Consider the following 18,517-nt stretch of genomic DNA (forward strand, 5'->3'; position numbering starts at 1 on the left):
CATGACAGGCAAGGGTTTCGGGGGGTTACGGAGTCACTATGTGGGAGCGGGAGGCTGAATGCTGTCCGGGACGTACGCGAAATATGCGCAATGCTTCGTGCAAGGGGTGAATCGGGCCACCCCATTACGGAGAGACGCTTAGTGTTGCGTAACTTTCCACAGCATGGAAAAGGTCGCGGCCCCGAGGGTCACATAGCCGGTTGACATGCAGTTATCCGAGCGCGGGTCGCATAGGATGGTCAGCTTCTGCTTGCCGCTGAAATCGAGGTTGACCGCCGGGTCAACGGTTCCGCGCTGCGGGGTCGGCAAACTGTAGACGAATGGGTAGCTTTGCTTCGGCGTTTTCGTGTGATCGCCCAGAATCACCAGCGTGCCGGTGTCTTTGGGAGCAGGATCGAAGTGCAGCTCGGCCGTGTCGGCCATTTGCGTGACACCGGTCATCACGACGGGGTGCGAATAGCCGTCGGCCAAGGCACTGCCAGCAATAGAAAACAGAATGAAAGCAACGGTGAACTTGCCAAACATGGGTGTCAATCAGTCAAACAGTAGACCAGCAGTATGACGGAACGGCCGATTCTTTTCAGTGGCGAAGCCGTGCCTTGCTGCGCGGGGCTCCAGGGCCATCAGCGAGAGGGTCGCTGACTGAAACTGTAGTCCGTCCCGGGCCGCTTTTCGAGGCCCGTTCGTTTCGTTTGTATAATGCGGCGTCTTCGCTCAGGCTCACCTTCATGCTCAGTTTCGCGCTCGGGTTTCTCGTCTCTCTGCTGATCACCTTGTTGATCGTGCGCTACGCGCATCTGCATGAAAAATTCTCCACCGATACCGATCTGGCCGGCGTGCAGAAATTCCACGCGCAACCGGTGCCGCGGATCGGCGGCACGGGCATCCTGATCGGCCTGGTGGTGTCGGCCTTGCAGTTGCATCACGCGTATCCGGCTGTGTCCGGGGGGATTCTGGGGCTCGTGGCGTGCGGCCTGCCGGCCTTCGGCTCGGGACTGGTGGAAGACCTGACCAAGCGCGTCTCGCCGCTCGCGCGGCTCGTCTGCACGATGGCGGCCGCTGCCCTCGCCTATTTCCTGCTGAATATCGCCGTCACGCGCATTAGCGTGCCGCCGCTCGATTTTCTGCTGTCCTATGCGGTCATTTCCTGCGCGGTCACGGTGCTGGCCGTGGCGGCGCTGGCGAATGCCGTCAACATCATCGACGGCTTCAACGGGCTTGCCTCGATGGTCGCGTTCATGATGTTCGCGTCGCTGGCGTATGTGGCGTTCGAGGTGTCGGATCCGATCGTGCTGTCCGCGTCGCTCATCATGATGGGCGCGGTGATGGGCTTCTTCATCTGGAATTTTCCGGCCGGCCTGATCTTTCTCGGCGACGGCGGCGCGTACTTCATCGGCTTCATGCTCGCGGAACTGTCGATCATGCTGGTGATGCGCAACCGCGATGTGTCGGCGTGGTATCCGGTGCTGCTGTTCATGTACCCGATCTTCGAGACGTGTTTCTCGATCTACCGGAAGAAATTCATTCGCGGGATGTCGCCGGGGATTCCCGATGGCGTCCACCTGCATATGCTGGTCTACAAGCGGCTGATGCGCTGGGCCGTGGGCGCACGCACAGCACGCGAGCTGACGCGGCGCAATTCGCTGACCTCGCCGTATCTGTGGCTGCTGTGTCTGGTGGCCGTGATCCCGGCCACGTTGTTCTGGCGGCACACGCTGCATCTGTTCTGCTTCGTGGTGGTGTTTGCCGCGACCTACGTGTGGCTCTATGTGAGTATCGTGCGCTTCAAGTCGCCGCGATGGCTGGTGGTGAGGAAGAAACGGCGGGCATAGAAAAAGGCGCATAAGCGCCTTTTTCTTGTCGTACCGTGCTGCTGTCGCGATGGATTCGCTACCTCTACCTGCCCGAGTCGAGCGCCGCAGCGCCCAGAAGCAGCGCTACATTGCTACGAAGCGCGAGCGTTGGTGACCGAAGGCACGCTCTGCAGCGGCGGCGCCAGCGTCGGCTGATATTCCGGCACCCAGCGACGCAGATCGCGCCGTACGTCCTGATCCGGCAACACACGGTGCTGCATCAACCAGGGCAACAATTCGTCCAGCAGGTTATCCGGCACGCCGCGCGCCTGAGCGATCCGCAGTTTCGGATGCGGCGTACGAGTGGTGGTTTCGTCGTCGGCGAGCAATTCTTCGTACAGCTTCTCACCTGGCCGCAGACCGGTGAACACGATGCGGATATGCTCCTCGCTGAACCCATACAGACGGATCAGATCGCGCGCCAGATCGACGATCTTCACGGGTTCGCCCATATCGAGAATGAAGATCTCGCCGCCGCGTCCCATGCTCGACGCCTGCAACACTAGTTGCGAGGCCTCGGGAATCGTCATGAAGAAGCGCGTGATCTCCGGGTGCGTCACGGTGACCGGACCGCCCTTGGCGATCTGCTGCTGGAACTTCGGAATCACGCTGCCCGCGCTGCCCAGCACATTGCCGAAGCGCACCGTTTCGAACTGGGTGCGCGAGCTGGTTTGCTGCAAGGCCTGACACGCCATCTCCGCGAGACGCTTGCTCGCGCCCATCACGTTGGTGGGATTGACCGCCTTGTCCGTGGAGATCAGGACGAAGTGCTTCACATCGTGACGGATCGCCGCCCGCGCCACGCGGTACGTGCCCAGCACGTTGTTGCGAACCGCTTGCCACGCGTTCTGCTCTTCCATCAACGGCACATGCTTGTAGGCCGCCGCGTGAAACAAGATGTGCGGCGCATGGCGCGACAGCACCTCGTCGAGCAGCAAGGAATCCTTGGCATCGCCGATTACCGGCACCACCGGCAAGCCCGGGAAGCGGTCGTGCAGCTCTTCCGTGAGCTTGTACATCGCGTACTCGGACAGATCGAAAGCGATCAGTTGCGCCGGCTCGAAACGCAGGATCTGACGGCACAGTTCCGAACCGATCGAGCCGCCTGCCCCCGTCACCATCACCACGCGATTGCGCAGCAGGGCTTCGACGTGCGGCGTATCGATCTTCACCGGATCACGTCCCAACAGGTCTTCGAGGTCGATCTGCCGGACCCGCGACAGGAACGCCTGACCTTGCGTCAGCGTGGTCAGGGCCGGCAACACCATGGCACGCACGCCGGCGCGCACGCACAGCGTCGCCACGCGGCGCTGTGCTTCAACAGAAGCAGAAGGAATCGCGATGATGGCGTATTCGGTCTTGAGCGACTCGGCCAGTTGCGGCAACTCGCTGATCGAGCCCAGCACCTTGTAGCCGTAGATTTCGCGGCCATGCTTGGCTACATCGTCGTCGAGCAGGCCAACCAGACGCCACTCGCTCGAACGCGACAATTCGCGGGCGAGGCTCGCGCCTGCGGAGCCCGCGCCCAGCACGACGACCGGCTTGCCCTGGCCGACGAGACCACCGTAGAGATAGAACTCCTTGGTCGCGCGATAGAGCGCGCGAGTGCCGCCCATGACGAGGAACAGCAGCAGCGGCGAGACCACCAGCACGGAGCGCGGCACGATCGGTACCGGTTGCACCATCACCGAGACCACCATCGTGACGAGCGCGCCGGCGATAACCGACTTCGAGATCCGCATGAGATCCGGGAGACTGGCGAACACCCACATGCCGCGGTACAAGCCAAAGATGCGGAACATCACGCCGTATACCGGCAGCACCCAGAACAGCGAATGCAACGCCCCGCCCATGAAGTCAGCCGGGACGGAGCCGTTGAAGCGAATGACGTAGGCGGTCAGCCATGCCGCCGCGACCGCAAACAGATCGAACAGGAAGGCACTGAGGGACAGCAAAGAGGCTTTATTTTTTAACATCTGCGTCATACCTCAGAGGATTGTTCAGACAGTGTTGATTGAAAGCGACGCCAACGCAGATCTACTGCCACGCCCAACAGACAGAGCGCGACGATCCATGCAGCGACAACGCACCATTGAACAGCCGGAGGCCGGCCAAGCAAATACACCGCAATCATTATGCCAGCCGCCATCACCGCATACCACGTGATGGCGGTTCTGGCATGGCCCATCCCTGAACGCACCATACGCTGATAGTAGTGCTCCCGGTGCGCTTGCCAAAATTTTTCGCCGCGCAACAGGCGGCGCGCCAAGGTGATGGAGGCATCGGTGATGAACGGCGCGAACACCAGCACCGGAAACCAGATGGGCCAGACGCCGCGAAGCCAGCCCCAATAGCCCAAAGCACCGGCAAGAAAGCCTAACGAGATCGAGCCGGCGTCGCCCAGGAAAATCCGTGCGGGGTGGAAATTAAACAACAGGAAGCCCAGCGCCGCTCCCGACACCAAAGCGCACGCCAAGGCCAGTTCGGGCAGCGGCTGGGCCGAGCTCAGCGCGGCCACGGCATAGCCGCCGAAGCCAAACAGCGCCATCCCGCCGGCGAGACCGTCCGCGCCGTCCATGAAATTGTAAAGATTGACCAGCCAGATCATCAGAATCGACAGGGCCACGAGCATCACCCACGGCACCGGCGCCGGATAGAGCACCACGAAGCCGGCGACGGCGATCAGATGGGCCGCAAAGCGGACGCGAGCCGGCAGTCCGCGACGGTCGTCGACCTGCGACACGGCGGCCAGGAACGCCGCCGCCACGGCCGCGCACCACAGGCCCGGCGCGGCCAGCAGAATGCCCACCACCGCGACCGGCACGATGCCCCAGCCCCCGACGCGCGGCGTGGGCCGGACATGAAGCGAACGATCGTTCGGGATATCCGTGGCGAGACGCCAGGCGAGGCCCGTTCTCAGCAGGACCAGCAGAATCAGCGCACAGGCGCAGGCGGCCACCAGGGCGGCCAGTGCGATAGCCGTCCAGGGCGTCGTCGTAAGCGCTTGCATGACCATGGACGACCTCAGTGCGTGGCTCGATACCAGCGGGCGGTCGCGGCCAGCCCCTGGTCGGTTGTATAGGGAGGCTGCCAGCCGAGCACCGTGCGAATGCGGCTCGTATCGACCTGCAAGCTGCCGATCAGACGATCCACCTGGGCAGAACGGCCGGTCAGGCTGCCCGCCAGGCGCAACCAGCTCGCCGGCACCGGCACCAGGCGAGCCGGCGCCTGCAGATGCCTCGCCAGTGAGCGAGCCAGCTCCGCGACGGTCAGATCCTCGCCGTCCGCGACGTGGAAAGACTGGCCCGCCGCCTGGGGCGCGGTCACACAATGCACCAACGCATCGGCCAGATTGTCCACGTAGACAAGACTGCGCTTCGCGCGAACAGCACCGAGCGGCAACGGTAAGCCTTTGGAAAGGGCCGTCATCAGACGCAGAAAATTGGCGCGCACGTCGGGGCCATACACGAGCGGCGGGCGGACGATCACGATCTCGAGCCCAAAGGCGTTGCCATATTGCACCAGCACCTGCTCGGCTTCGTGCTTCGACTGGCCATAGGGGTCCTGCGGCTGCGGCTGCGCGTCCTCGCGCAGTGGGCGGCCGGCGTCGGCCTCCGCCATGGCCTTGATGCTGCTGACAAAGACCATGCGTCGCACGCCTTTTGCGCGCGCGGCCTCGGCAACCCGCAGGGCGCCGTCGACATTCGTCGCGCGGAATTCGGCAAGCGGGTTCGCAGCCGCGTCCTGCATGACGTGGACACGCGCCGCGAGGTGCACGACGCAGTCAGCCTGAAGTGCGTCAGGCCAGGCCTCGGTGAGGCCCGCGAAATTCTGCCCCGTGTGCACCCATTCCTGGGTTCCTGTCGGACAGCCGCCGGGCTGACGGATCAAGCCGGTCACTTGATGACCGCCCTGCAACAGCGCGCCGCACAGGGCGCGTCCGACGAAGCCGTTGGCGCCGGTGACGAGAACCTGACTCATAGCCACTTCCAGCCGAACCGGTTGAAGAACTTGAACGCGGACGCGACGAACATCTGGATGTGCGTCGAGCCTTTGCGCGCGGCGCCGCCGCCGTGGTGGAGCACCCGCACGTCCGGCGTGTAAACCACGCGGGCGTGCTCATGCGTGCGTAGGCTCAGGTCGTAGTCTTCGAAGTAAAGGAAGTAGCGCGGATCGAAGCCGGCGAGCCCTTTGAGCAAATCCGTGCGGAACAGCATGAAGCAGCCGCTCACGATGGGCGGGTCCCAGACGATGTCGCGGTCGTTGATGACGTCGCGCATTTCGTAGCGCGAGAGCCGTCGCGTGAACAGTCGTCTGATGCTGCCCGGCATGAAGCCCCTGACGAACAGATCGAGCAGCGTCGGATAGCGGCGGCAGAGGTATTGCAAACGCCCTTCGTCGTCGCCGATGCGCGGCGTCAACAGACCGGCCTCGGGATGTTGGGCGAAGAAATCGAGGGCGTTCACCAGGGCGTCGCCGTCGAGATCGATATCGGGGTTCAGGACGAGGTGATAGCGGCTCGCAGACCGTTCGATGGCGAGGTTATGACCGCGTCCATAGCCGACGTTGCCGTGGCCGCTGATGAGGACCGTGGGAATGCCTCGCTCCTGCAGGGTGTTCAGGTCTGCGGAGATGTCCGGCGGCAGTCCGCCGTTGTCGACCAGGTAAAGGGTGACCGCGAAAGCAGGACTGTTGACGCGCAACGCGTTGCATGCGGCCTCCAGACTCGACAACGTGCGAGTGAGGAGCGCCAGGTCCGGCCGGTAGACGACCACGGACACGGACAAGTTATCGCTCTCAGGGCGCGGCGCGTTTGTAGCTGTCATGTTCGTAAGTGGGTGTCGTCTTTGGTCTTCGCGACACTTACATCTGTATGGCCCGCGACGGAACCCCGATTTTGCTCAAATTGGGGGGGGTCGGCAACCTGGCTTTCGTTTTGTTACGGGGGGAAACACCCTCGTAAACGGGGAGGCGGCATGGACTTGCGAGCCTTTGTTCAGGGCTTAGCTGGGGTCTCCACCAACTCCATCGAGCGGAGTTTGAACGATCTCAGGCGGTTGTCCGCGTCAATTTGCGGAATCAAAGGAACGTGGTCGTCAACGCTCAGATTAACCTGGAAAGGCTGTGCCATCGGCAAACCTTGGCAGGTCAAAGGCAAAGAGACGGTCCGTACGCCAACCTTGTTCAGCGGCAACGCTTGGTCCAGGCAACCCGGGCTAGTCACATGCAGCAAAGCGGCCTTCGGAGCGAGGCCTTTGACGAGTTCGCGCGGCACCTCGAACGTCATCCGCAAGACATTCTCGTTTGAACGCCTCAGCATTACTGCAGCGTCGACGCTCACCCACGCGTCTCGATTGCTTTCCCTCTCGAAGATACCTCGTCTATGCGGATAGTCCTCGCGTGCAAAATCAAATCCGCTCGCGAGATCGGCCGGATTGCTGTCTTCCGCCGTGAACGGGGCATAAGACTGGACGGAATCCAGCTTGTACAACGATCCGCCGTTCAGCTTTAGAAGCGTGTGATACGTCGATCTGTCGAGGACGGCATGAATCGACGACTGGCTTATCCCCTCGGTGTACATGTCAGTGACAAAGTATTTGTCCCCAAGCGCGTTGACCTTGGGGGCGAGCCAGTGATCGATATTCATGAATTGACGCTGCGAAAACAGCGATACCACCGGTGCCTGCCACCAAGCAGTGCCAAAGATCGTTGCATCCTGCGGAAGTGAGCGCACCTTATCGGCGACCCGGTACATATCCAATGCATAGCTCGGCGACTGAGGAGGATGCGTGATCGATTGACCACTGCGGACGAGTTGCAATTGACATATGACAACGGGGATTAGCGCAAGCAACATCACCGGGCGCAGTATCTTCGCTTTACCAATCGATGGCTCAGACGCTTCCCGCGGGCGCAGCCAAACGGCAGCAAGAACCCCCACAGTCAGGCACTGCAGCAACAGGAAGCCATCGAGGATTCGGCGCAACCACGTCATCGCAGTCGGACTCATGAACAGCCACCAATAGAAGTACAGGCCGGTCACCGCGACGAGCGACCACAGCACCAGACGCGCATTGGCGCTCCTTCTGCGGTCGCGCGCCAGGATGGCACCAATGACGATCGGCACGACGATACCGATCGCAAGCCATGGGGCTGCTACACCTGTCAGGTCGGCAAGAATGGACAGGTGATGTACACCCTTGCTCAAAAATCCTTCTGCTGCATCCGTTCGATTCGCACCGGACTGCGCACGAATCTGAGCCAATTGAAACCACCACCAATGGACGTAGTCACGGACACTGCCTACCTCGACCAACCGAAAGATTTCCCAAGCAAAAACGGGCACTGCGAAGCCGGCGCACAGAAACCCTAGACGCCGAAACTTGTTGGGTTGCGCAAGCAATGTGCAACCAAGGACAACTATCGCCGGGGCAACGCAAACAAGCGCTACGACCTTCGTGAGATAAGCCATCCCGAACAACAGCCCAACAGAAAACAGTCTCGCGAGGCTGAGGTTCTTGTGCGATTCGGCTGAGGCCAGAACGGCAAGCGCCGCAAGGAACCAGACCATCACCGGTACCTCGCCATAGCCGTTCATCGAATATTCGACAAATCCGGGCGTCGCCACGCAGACCATCACACCGAACAGCGCGAGCCACAGCGGGGCACCGACACGGCGGAGCAGAACCACCATCACGCAAATCAGTGCCGCGATATAGACAAGGTTGACGACCTGACTCGTGAACGGCGTGATCCCGCCCAGCCAGAACGCAATGGTGGCGGGCAAGATAAATGGCCCGTCGGTCTGCGCGGGAAACGGGAAGAAGCGGTCGTAGAAGAATCCGTAACCGTGGCCGTGCAGGAACGACGCAGCGGTATTGAGATTCATCGCGCCATCGAAGCTCGGCGGCGCGACGATTGCGTATCGCACCAAGCCGAGGAAGGTCCACGCGATGATCCCGCTGAACAATACGCTTGCAAGAAGTCCAATGATCGTTGAGCGGGATTGGTCGGACTCGTACGTTTCCATGTCGAAAAAGCAAGCAGTAATGCACCGAAAGACCATAGGCTAGCGTCGTAACGTCAGCTTTCAAGCGCGATCAGTGGTGAGTGGTTACAGTGGCTACCGATAGAACCCGCAAATCGTCCGTTCGCAGAGATGGAGAAGCTGATCATCCCCACTACGCAAAGGTGACAAGAATTTCAACATCTATTCTTGCGCGGAGCAGCGGACGGCCCCGGTATTGCAAGGTACGCGAAACGCTTCGCTTCAAGCCGGCCCTTCGTCACGGTGTCAAGGACGAGCCCACAGATCAGGAACAGGAAACCTAGGAGCGAAAGCGCTGCGCACAACAAAGCGGTCGGCAGACGCGGTACCAGACCCGTCTTGAAGTAGGTCCCGAAAATCGGAATTGCCAAGGCAATCGACAATATCAAGCTTGCTGCAAAGCAAATAGAGAAGAATGCCAAAGGACGTTCCAGCTTAAACAGCTTGATAATCGTCATTAGGATTCTGAAACCATCCCTATAGGTGTTCAGCTTACTTACCGATCCTTCGGGCCGACTACCATAATATGTGTCAACCTCAGCGACCGGCATACGCAATTCAAGCGCGTGCACTGCCAATTCAGTCTCGGTTTCAAAACCCGCTGCATGTGCAGGAAACGACTTCACGTATCGGCGGGAAAAAACCCGATATCCAGATAGCATGTCGCGGAATGCACGTCCAAAAATAGAGGCTGCAAAGCCGGTCAGCATAGCGTTACCGAACCTGTGTCCTGGCCGGTAAGCAGCGGCCTCGTCGGACACGCGGCAGCCGACCACCATATCAAGGCCGTCATTGAGCAGCGTCTCGATCAACTTGGGTGCAACACTCGCGTCATACGTGTCGTCGCCGTCAACCATCACATAAACGTCCGCCTCTACGTCGCCAAACATCCGATGGATCACATTACCCTTGCCCTGAAGGGCCACAGAGCGAACCAGAGCCCCCGCTTCCCGCGCAACTTCCGCCGTTCCATCGGTCGAGTTGTTATCGAACACGTAAATTTCCGCGTCCGGAAGATAGCGCTGGAAATCGGAAATTACCTGTCCGATTGTGCTTGCTTCGTTGTAGCACGGCACGATGACCGAAACTCTTTGATCCACTTTTTCCTCTGCCTGTCTGCTAGCCTCGCCAAGGCGCTTGACGTTCACGCCCCAGTTCATCAAGCTTCGCGCGCGAAAACTGCCAAATCATCAAAGCCGAGATGATACATGTCCGCGCACTTGAAACGAACGCTGGCGAGTAGAAAGGGAGGAATCCGGGCGAAATCTGGCACAGACATCGCCCACAGGCATCGACAATCGTTCGCAAGTGGCGTGCGCTCGAAGGGCACTCCAGCATCGCCGGCTCCTGATCTCATCAACCTGGCCGAGCCAACGACATGACAATTTCTTCCGAACGGCGGTGGTCAAATAGGTTCGGTATAATTGCGGCCGGATGAGGCAGGAAGCGGATGGGTGCTAGCTGCGGGCGCTAGAGCCGCGATACATGGGCACGTAACGCTTCGTTAGGCTGCGGCAAGCCGTCAAATCTGATGAAAAGCGATTGGCGACGAAGGCGATCCAGCGCGGACGTTCGCACTCAGATTCGCAAACCCAGGTAAGGCAAAGCTGGCTTACCACGTTGGGCATTTACTGGAAAAATGCAACCCTCGATCAGATGAGGCCCTGGCCACTCGCTCATGGTAAGCATTCGAACACGCGATCAATCGAACGATAAGTGCCTTTCATCAATTCGGCACAATAACCGTTCGGCGCGTTTTCATCGAAGCAAGATACCGACCTGCCCGAGCCAATCGTTTGATCTGTATAGAAATACGAGTCCCAAGCGTGGGAATCGTTTGCAACGGGTTGATCTGGACCACGAAGCAGGGTAACAGATCGGCCTGAATATATTTTGCAAATTGGCGAAAATGCGCTCAGTAATCATTCACTACCACCTGTTCAAGAACGCTGGCACGACCATCGACAGCATCCTCAGCAGAAATTTCCCAGACGACGCCCACGGTCATATAGAGGGCCCATACCCTTGGTCGACTGTGAGCAGTGAGCAAATGCTGGAATACGCCCTCGCCAACCCCCGCTTGCGCGTAATTTCTAGCCATCAGGCACGATTGCCCCTACCGAAACATCCGGATATCACATTTCTCCCAATTCTATTCGTGCGCCATCCGATTGACCGCTTCGCATCCGTGTACGAGTTTGAGCGTCGTCAGCCGGAACACGATCTGAGCCCAAGCGCGAACATCGCACGCAACGGTGGTATCAGCGAGTTTGCACAGTGGGTAGTCGACCGCGGAGCCACTGCCGTTTGCCGGAACTTTCACGTGACACATCTGGCAGCTACCCAACACGACATGCGCGAAGCGCGCGCGACGCACGAAGACTACCTGCAAGCTTTGGCTCATCTGAAGGCTCTCCCTTTTTTTGGCCTTGTCGAATCGTTCGACAAGGCGCTCAGAGGCGTTCAGGAGTTGGTCCGGCCGCATTTCGGCGAACTCGAACTCGCATTCACTGTGCAAAATTTCAGGACTGATCGACGGGCAACGCTCGGCGAACGGCTTTCTCTTGTCGAAAACCAACTCGGACCGTCTCTCTACCGTGAATTACTAGAGCACAATTCGCTCGACATGTTGCTGTACAAAGAAGCCGAAAAGATGTTCTCAGCCCACACATCGAGGCAAGAGGCCGACCGTCCAGCCGCGACGGCCAAAAGTTTTCCACGCCGTGTTGTACAGGCGCTCTGGCCGCGCACATAATGCACCCCACCCCGACGCATCTGCGTTGCGGGGGTTGGCAGCGCCTGACCTCGCCGGTCGCGAGACCGGGACACCACGCGAAGCCATGGGCTCAGATAGTAGGATCCGTCAACAAGATGCGCGTGTGTAATCAACGCCAATCCGTCAGATCAGTGGCCTACCCTGTGGGACTGCTTGCGGTGGCCGATCAACAATAGGTTGCTGGGCCAAAGTCCGAGACTGACCGTTTCGACCCGGACATCAAAATCAACCAACTCGCTAGCCAATACTTTTAGCTCACTGCGACTGAGCAAGTTTAAATTTGACTCCTGAGCGAAAAATCCCATTCCTATCTTTCGGAGAATGGCCCGGAAAAGTTTCTTGGGTAGCCAGTGAAGCAGCGGAATGGTTGTATGAAACTCAATAGGAAACCAGCGGTTAGGAGTAGTCATAAAAAATCCAACCCTACTAACCCTCGCGCACTCCGCGATCAGCTTTTTCTGGTTTAATTTATCACCAACGTGCTCGATAACCGCTGAAGAATGAACATAATCGAACGCTTGATCATCGAATGGCAAATTCAAGCCATTACCCCGCACAAATCGAGTACCGGGGAATTTTTTTTCAATAAATGATGCGTCGTCTATACCTAACGCAGTGAGTCTGTCCTTATGTGCGTACCACGCAACGAGGTAGTTGGACGATTCATAAGTATCATCGCTGGTCGCGCCCACGTCGAGAATAGACTCAGCCAAGGCAGGGCGCAACGCGCTCAGAAACCGTGAGAACATCCTTCGGCGCTGATATGTAGCCACGCGCACAGGTAGACTATCGGGCGCTGCGACGTTGTACTGGCTATTTGGTATCTTTCGAAACATTGCCGAAAACCCATTTTGACGAAATGATGAAACTCATTCCTGCCGCAAAAATCGTTGCAAGCAGTGAAATCGGGAGGGGCGATACACCCGGAAATTCGAAAGAAACCCCCCGTACAGCAAGCGTTGTCAGCACTAACAAACTCAATTGCACAGCCGCATATCTAGGGAGTGCCCGGTTGTGCGCAGCCGAGCTTCCGAATGTCCATCCGCGCTGAAGCAAGTATGTCACGCCAAAAGTCAACGAGTAGGCGCCCCCGCTAGCAGCCCAAGGGGCAAGTGCGAATGCTTTCTGCAGCAACAGCATGATCAGGAAATAGCAAATGGCACTCGACGTTCCGACCAAAAGAAAGCGAGCCAACGGATGGACAGTCGAGCGCATAGTACACGTGTCACTTGGGTGCAGATTCAATTTCCAAGACTTCTGACAGGAAACTCGTAAATGCGATTTGGAGACCAATCGCAATGGCGGTTCCCGAGGTCACCAAAGTTCTGACCAAGTTTCCATACGGGAGTTGCCCCAATCCGACTCGCCACCACGACAACAGGCAAAATCCGACGCCAACTACACCACCGACGATCAACAGAGCGGCGAAGATAAGTGCTCTCTCAAGGGTAAAAGCTGAGGTTACTTTCTCAAAGGAATACGTTTCCGGTAAAAATCCTCGAAAAGCAGCGTAGCGTCGGGCAACAATCGCAAAAGACAAGCATTGGGCACCGATCAGCATGGTCATGCACCCGGCCACAACACTGTGCACGTCGAGTGCAACGCCGGGCGCCACCTCGATTGGACCAGGTAATGCTGCGAAGGTGACAAGGGACCCGAACACAAGAAACGCAACACCCGGGTAAAAGAACAGCCATCGCGGACTAAACATGAGCAGAAAGCGCAGGTGCCGCCAGCCATCACGCCAAGTTCTCAGATGGGGAGGTCTTGAGCGCCCATCCTTAGATAACGTGGTCGGTACCTCGCAAATCGCGAAACCCGACAGCGCGGCTCTGACGATCATCTCGCTAGCGAACTCCATGCCTGTCGTGGTCAAACCAAGAGCTACAAAGCGCTCGCGGTTAAACCCTCGGAGTCCACAGTGAAAATCGCCGACTGGTATGGAAAAAAATAACCTGCCAATGAAGCTGAGAACGGGATTACCTAGATACTTGTGTAGAAATGGCATCGCTCCATTCGCGATCCCACCTTTGAATCGATTGCCCATGACCAGATCGAAGCCATTGCGCAGTTGCTCCACGAACACGTCTAGATTCGCGAAATCATAGCTATCGTCAGAATCACCCATAATCACATACTTGCCGTTAGCCGCTTTTATTCCATGTAGCAGCGCGGCGCCGTAGCCACGGACAGGCACGTGCACAACTCGGGCACCGCAACTGGAAGCGAGATCAATCGAGCCGTCACTGCTCCCATTGTCGGCGATGAGCACTTCTCCATCGATACCACAACGCGCCAGAAATGCTTTGGCTTTCTTTATACATGTTGCCAGCGTCTCAATTTCGTTTAGACAGGGCATTAATATGGTTAATTCCATTCTCACCAGCCGTTTAATTTAATCCACTTCCAACGAATCTACGAGCTTTTCCGACAAACCAGCCTGGTATTTTGGTCGGTTACGGCGCGGGAATTACGAAAATCAATATATTCAGAATAACCAACAATCTTCTCAGCCGGACCGCTGTTGACATATGAATCGGGCACACTCGCCGACATATACCTAGAATCCCAAACGTAGCCCCATGAAGAAGCCAAGGCCATTACAACAAAAGGGGCAATTATTAATAAATTTCCCACAACCCCGATGCCGTGCATCGAAATAAAGCGAATTGTACTGACGTTCAAGATTAGCGGCAGATAAAGCCAATATCTCAATTCATGCGACTGCGGCATGAATGAAGTAATTATCAAAAGAACGATCGAAAGACCGAGTAACGTGCGCTGTGTTCTGTCGATACGGCGCCACCCGAGAGTTTGCGCGATCAAACATGCGAAAGTTGCAATAACATAGGCTTGGCCAAATCCACCTGTCCTGCTCTGCCCAAACATACGCGAGATATCACCAGCGCCCATCTCGAGACTATAGGCTGGCACCACGCCGCGCTTGATCCAATCAAACTCAGTGATTGATGTTATAAAATAAAATGACCCAATGTGGGGACCGTACTCCGGCCGAACAACATAATTCTGTTCTGGGCCAGAAAATAGCGTTTTGCCGGCCAATTCGACAGTTATTGGATAAAACGGGTTGCTGTGGACCAATAGATTGCGTATTTCCCAAGCGTTTACAGCAACGCCAATCGCAAAAATCCAAAAAAGGCAACTCCACGTTAGACGCCCCTGAAGAAACAAGGCGATCGCGAAGATCACCATAATGACCGAAGCAACCAGCGTGGATTGAAATTTAGTCATTGAGGCTGCTGCAAACACACAACCAAGCAGAAGCCACGATCCTGCCGCAACATTCTTCTTTTCGGCCAACACTTCAACGATGAGAACCAGGCCACACGAGAGCAAAAGTCCTGCTAGCAAATCGTTGTACGACGCAACCGCGTGTATTATAAGCAACGGACTCATGCAGCACGCCATGAGCATAAGTACAGGCGAAACCGCTAATCGGCGCTGCACGAGAATGACAAACCCAGCAAGCACTAGCAATTGTGGGACCACGACTGATCGAATAGTGCCAGTTAGCTTCCACATGAGTCCCTGAGTGAACTCGGAAAGCATTGGAAATCCTCGATAGCGATTCGCGATCGCAGCGCAAAGCTCAAATGTGCCCTTCCCGCCACCGATATTAAACAGGTACGAAGAAAATGGTAGATGATACGCCCAGCTATCGTAACCGATCACCGGAAATGTACACGCATACACAGCCAACAAGCCAATTAGCGAAAGTGCAATTGACAGATCGATACGCCGGCGAAGTTGTGTTGCATCGAGGCCAAGAGCCATAACGGATGTCGGTAATGGTTAGTTTAACGATGCACGAAAGTGGATCACTTCGGAACAGCCATTCCCGTTGTCGTCGTCCCCTTCGGCGGCGATAACAGATGCCGCCTGCCGCACGAAATCTGTTGACCAGCGCCGCGCGATTATACGCGGGCCGAGAAGCTGGAGAGGTTCATTTTTTCAGCCGCACCGAGCTATCCTGCACTGCGCAGCATCCTGTCCGCAGCCACGCTACGGCCCGTCAAGATAGGATTCCAGCAACCGAGCGCGCTGCCGCAGGGAGCAGTCGCCCCGCATCCGTCCTTGCGCTGGCCACGATGTTAGAACTTGAAGTAGATGAAGGGAATTTCGACACCGAACTGCCCGAGCAGTTGAAGCGCGACCAAACCGAATGCGATCGGCACGCCCACCAGTGCATAAGGCATCCGCTCCACCATCCAGTTTTGCAAACGGCGGTGTGTGTCTAGGGCACACCAAGCGGCGCTGATACCAAGCAACCACCAATACTCGCTGCTTGCACCTGCCGTGCTAAGCACATTTTTCGTTACGACCTGCTGGAGGATAGTCGAAGTGGTTGCGAAGTCAGTAGCACGGAACGGCACCCACGCAATGACTACCATAAGGAACGTCAGCGTGGTACTGAGGACTATAGTCAGGGGGCGCAACAGGCTGGGAACAGAGATACGACGTGCGACCGTGCGACCCCAAACGCGGTGAATGCACAGCATGGTGCCATGCGCGACACCCCACACCATGAAGTTCCAACTCGCGCCGTGCCATAGACCGCCTAATGCCATCACAATCATCAGGTTGACGTAGACGCGCAACGGTCCGACCCGATTACCTCCCAATGGGATGTACAGATAGTCGCGCAACCAGTTCGAAAGCGAAATGTGCCAACGCCTCCAGAAGTCCGCGATATTGGCCGCCAGATACGGTCGCTCAAAATTCGAGGGAAACCGAAATCCCAGAAGGGCTGCGCAGCCGCGTGCGATGTCCGTGTAACCGGAGAAATCGAAGTAAATCTGCATCGCGAACGCCACGATACCTACCGCAGGGCCGACAGCTCCGCTTCTCGGGTCATTGAAATATCCATCGGCGACAACAGCGAAGAAGTCGGCGAAGACTACTTTTTTTAATAGACCCTTAAGTATCTGGCAAAAACCCCATTTGACGTCTACCAAAGTCAACCCTGATTGCTGCCGAATCTGGGGGAAAAAATTCTCCGGGCGAATGATTGGCCCAGCTACCAGATGCGGAAAAAAAGAAATGAAGAGCGCAAAATCAACTGGACTCCTTACAGCGGGCACATCCTTCCGGTAAACGTCGCAGCAATATGCGATGCCTTCGAACGTGAAGAAGCTAATTCCCACGGGCAACACAATGCTGAGCGCCCAAGGATGTCCTTGGAGACCCAATAGGGTACTCAATGAATCTGCAAAAAAATCAAAATATTTGAAAAACCCCAGAACTGCAAGATTCAACACAATCGCGCAAGTAACCAGAGCCTTGCGTCGAGACTCCGCCGCATCGTCAATCGCGATACCAAGGTAGAAATTGGCGAGCGTTGAGGCGAACAACAGGATGCAAAGGCGAGGATCCCAAAACGAATAAAAGATGTAGCTTGCACCAACGACAATTATACGTCTCGCGTTCGGCTTAAAAAATGCAAGCAGCACTACTACAACCGCGAAAAATATCCAGTACTCGAAAGAATTGAAAAGCATCTCTACCGGCCCACAGGAAGTTTTTGGGTAACGAGATGTGCGAGTATTGGAGTAAGTAACTCACGACCGGTCTCATTTACGTGCAAAGAATCGAAGAAATACTTCGGCTGCTCCAAAGCGTCAATGGGGCTGGGATCAAGGAGGGTCAACTTTCCATTAGCCGCAAGCTCTCGCAAAGCACCACCGCCGGTGTCCGAATCCGACAGAAATTGCTCGTACGGCCCTCTAGGCGCCTGAAACACAAAGACTGGTATGCCGACTCGCCCGTACTCGTCAGCGATAGCCCCGTACCACCTCAAGCGGTATTGCGTAACCTGATTCGCGGATATCACTGGCTGCTTACCCAGCACGTGCTGCACATAGCCTTGCATCGCCACTACTTTGACCGGCGGCAACCCTGCTCCGGCAAAATCAAAAGAAGCAAGTTCATCGCGGCGCACGTCCGGCACATGCCCAGAAGCCCCCTTGTACCCCAACGACCACTCATAGAAATGGTCATGCCAAAGCCTCGCGTCAAACCTTCGCTTCCTTGGAGCTGCAGCAAAATCGAGTAAATCAAGCCGCGCGGTAGCAATAGGCAGCAGCATGCCTGCGAGCGCATGAATCTTATCGTCGAGCCCTGGGTAGCTTAAAGCAACGTCAAAAGCGTCTTTGTAGGTCGTCAATGGCTGCAAATAGGTCAGGTCATCTGTCCGCGCAGCAGCGTCGTAAGCCTGATGATCGTCATCGAACCTAGGAGCCATTAAAACAATGGCGGAAAATTTATTGAGATTCGGATCGATTTTCCGTAAAAAATAATACCAAACGCGCGGCTCTGTACCGGGCATTCCCGCCTGTACAAAGTTCACGTCCCGCCGACCGCTTGAGAGATTCGCGTTAACAGCAGAAAAGCCCTCACTAACTCGCGAGTCGCCTATAACGATTACATTCTTTGCACCGGGAACAATTTGATGGGATACTAGGCCCTCTCCTTGCTCCGCGGTCCCCATCGTCGAATCCGGCTTAACCCAGTAATAGTAATTACAAAGCCTGAATATTATGAAATTCATAGCGATGAGAAGGAAAATTGCAACAGCAAGCGGCCACGCTAGATGGCACACCAATTGTAGGCCGTTGAACTTGCCTACCAGTTGCTGCTCTTCTCGTTTTTTGTAATCGATTGCCGTCTCGGGCATAAAATCTCACCTGTTAAGCGGGCTATTCGCAAGCCGACAATCAACTTGGGAATCCACGCGATGCTCCCTAAACTCGCCCTTCGACGACGCGCCTAGGCACGCATAGACGACGAGGACAGTCGGCACCCACAAACACTTCCACCAAC

The 18,517-nt window shown here is 56.8% G+C and carries 15 protein-coding genes; 2 read left to right on the top strand and 13 right to left on the bottom strand.

The annotated features are described in order from the left end of the window. Nucleotides 1-138 precede the first annotated feature (138 nt). Nucleotides 139-525, bottom strand: a complete 387-nt coding sequence (locus tag P3T42_RS13570; RefSeq protein WP_074302146.1) for a hypothetical protein — start codon at nucleotides 523-525, stop codon at nucleotides 139-141. A 203-nt stretch (nucleotides 526-728) separates the two neighbouring features. Here P3T42_RS13570 and P3T42_RS13575 point away from each other — a divergent pair, with 203 nt between their 5' ends. Next, nucleotides 729-1,832, top strand: coding sequence for an MraY family glycosyltransferase (locus tag P3T42_RS13575; RefSeq protein WP_074302147.1), 1,104 nt, complete (start codon nucleotides 729-731; stop codon nucleotides 1,830-1,832). A gap of 113 nt (nucleotides 1,833-1,945) precedes the next feature. Here the strand turns inward: P3T42_RS13575 and P3T42_RS13580 are convergent, their stop codons facing one another. The 6 genes from P3T42_RS13580 to P3T42_RS13605 form a co-directional block, all read right to left on the bottom strand. Next, on the bottom strand, nucleotides 1,946-3,829 hold the full coding sequence (locus tag P3T42_RS13580; RefSeq protein ID WP_429306339.1) for a polysaccharide biosynthesis protein: 1,884 nt from the start codon (nucleotides 3,827-3,829) through the stop codon (nucleotides 1,946-1,948). 5 nt (nucleotides 3,830-3,834) lie between these two features. Beyond that, complete coding sequence (locus P3T42_RS13585; RefSeq protein ID WP_429306340.1) at nucleotides 3,835-4,869, bottom strand: MraY family glycosyltransferase; 1,035 nt, start codon at nucleotides 4,867-4,869, stop codon at nucleotides 3,835-3,837. An 8-nt stretch (nucleotides 4,870-4,877) separates the two neighbouring features. After that, on the bottom strand, nucleotides 4,878-5,834 hold the full coding sequence (locus P3T42_RS13590; RefSeq protein WP_429306341.1) for a UDP-glucose 4-epimerase family protein: 957 nt from the start codon (nucleotides 5,832-5,834) through the stop codon (nucleotides 4,878-4,880). Then, nucleotides 5,831-6,679, bottom strand: coding sequence for a glycosyltransferase family 2 protein (locus P3T42_RS13595; RefSeq protein WP_429306342.1), 849 nt, complete (start codon nucleotides 6,677-6,679; stop codon nucleotides 5,831-5,833). Before P3T42_RS13595 ends, P3T42_RS13590 begins: the two co-directional genes overlap by 4 nt. 170 nt (nucleotides 6,680-6,849) lie before the next feature. Beyond that, nucleotides 6,850-8,883 carry a hypothetical protein gene (locus P3T42_RS13600; RefSeq protein ID WP_429306343.1) on the bottom strand — a complete coding sequence of 678 codons (2,034 nt, stop codon included), beginning with the start codon at nucleotides 8,881-8,883 and terminating at the stop codon, nucleotides 6,850-6,852. Between the two features lie 173 nt (nucleotides 8,884-9,056). Beyond that, the gene (locus tag P3T42_RS13605; RefSeq protein ID WP_429306344.1) at nucleotides 9,057-10,061 is read right to left on the bottom strand and encodes a glycosyltransferase family 2 protein; all 1,005 of its coding nucleotides are present in this window, start codon (nucleotides 10,059-10,061) and stop codon (nucleotides 9,057-9,059) included. A 749-nt stretch (nucleotides 10,062-10,810) separates the two neighbouring features. Between P3T42_RS13605 and P3T42_RS13610 the strand changes: the two genes are divergently transcribed. Beyond that, complete coding sequence (locus P3T42_RS13610; RefSeq protein WP_429306345.1) at nucleotides 10,811-11,656, top strand: sulfotransferase family 2 domain-containing protein; 846 nt, start codon at nucleotides 10,811-10,813, stop codon at nucleotides 11,654-11,656. 149 nt (nucleotides 11,657-11,805) lie between these two features. Here the strand turns inward: P3T42_RS13610 and P3T42_RS13615 are convergent, their stop codons facing one another. From P3T42_RS13615 to P3T42_RS13640, 6 genes are all read right to left on the bottom strand, one after another. Continuing rightward, the gene (locus P3T42_RS13615; protein ID WP_429306346.1) at nucleotides 11,806-12,513 is read right to left on the bottom strand and encodes a methyltransferase domain-containing protein; all 708 of its coding nucleotides are present in this window, start codon (nucleotides 12,511-12,513) and stop codon (nucleotides 11,806-11,808) included. After that, entirely contained in the window at nucleotides 12,491-12,892 is a 402-nt protein-coding gene (locus P3T42_RS13620) for a GtrA family protein (protein ID WP_429306347.1), read from the bottom strand. Before P3T42_RS13620 ends, P3T42_RS13615 begins: the two co-directional genes overlap by 23 nt. Nucleotides 12,893-12,902: 10 nt before the next feature. Then, nucleotides 12,903-14,054 (bottom strand): glycosyltransferase family 2 protein, encoded by a 1,152-nt coding sequence (locus P3T42_RS13625; RefSeq protein ID WP_429306348.1) that lies wholly within the window; start codon nucleotides 14,052-14,054, stop codon nucleotides 12,903-12,905. 38 nt (nucleotides 14,055-14,092) lie between these two features. Continuing rightward, nucleotides 14,093-15,472, bottom strand: a complete 1,380-nt coding sequence (locus P3T42_RS13630) for a hypothetical protein (RefSeq protein ID WP_429306349.1) — start codon at nucleotides 15,470-15,472, stop codon at nucleotides 14,093-14,095. 317 nt (nucleotides 15,473-15,789) lie between these two features. Next, complete coding sequence (locus tag P3T42_RS13635) at nucleotides 15,790-17,196, bottom strand: MBOAT family O-acyltransferase (protein ID WP_429306350.1); 1,407 nt, start codon at nucleotides 17,194-17,196, stop codon at nucleotides 15,790-15,792. Nucleotides 17,197-17,198: 2 nt separating this feature from the next. Then, nucleotides 17,199-18,371: a hypothetical protein gene (locus P3T42_RS13640; RefSeq protein WP_429306351.1), complete on the bottom strand. Its 1,173-nt coding sequence runs from the start codon at nucleotides 18,369-18,371 to the stop codon at nucleotides 17,199-17,201. Nucleotides 18,372-18,517: the final 146 nt, after the last annotated feature.

The organism is Paraburkholderia sp. GAS38 (assembly GCF_050434965.1).
Taxonomy (GTDB): domain Bacteria; phylum Pseudomonadota; class Gammaproteobacteria; order Burkholderiales; family Burkholderiaceae; genus Paraburkholderia; species Paraburkholderia phenazinium_A.